This window comes from Actinospica durhamensis, assembly GCF_018139695.1.
Taxonomy (GTDB): Bacteria; Actinomycetota; Actinomycetes; order Streptomycetales; family Catenulisporaceae; genus Actinospica; species Actinospica durhamensis.
Map to the genome: position 1 here is coordinate 1 of NZ_JAGSOG010000911.1, position 380 is coordinate 380.

1 protein-coding gene is annotated in these 380 nt (G+C 71.1%); it reads right to left on the reverse strand.

Annotation, left to right across the window (positions count from 1 at the left end; all coding sequences use genetic code 11):
* Positions 1-380 (reverse strand): ABC transporter ATP-binding protein (locus KDL01_RS42810; protein WP_212534398.1); only part of this gene is annotated, 380 nt, incomplete at both ends.

Genomic DNA, 380 nt, shown 5'->3' on the forward strand with positions numbered 1-380 from the left:
CGTCCATGATCTCGTCGCGCATCGACTCGTCGAGGTTTCCGGTCGGTTCGTCGGCGAGCAGCACCTTCGGCTCCTTCACCAGGGCCCGCGCGATGGCCACCCGCTGCTGCTGACCGCCGGACATCTCGCCGGGCAGATGCCCGAGCCGCTCGCCGAGCCCCACCGAGGCGAGCGCCTCGGCGGCCTTCTCCCGGCGCTCCTTCGCCCTCACCCCGAGCGGGACGAGCGCGGTCTCGACGTTCTCCTGCGCGGTGAGCGTGGGGATCAGGTTGAAGGACTGGAAGACGAAGCCGATGTTCTCGCTGCGCACCCGGGTGAGCCGGGCCTCGGGCAGCTTGGCCAGGTCGGTCCCGTCGAGGAGGATCTCGCCGGAGCTGGGC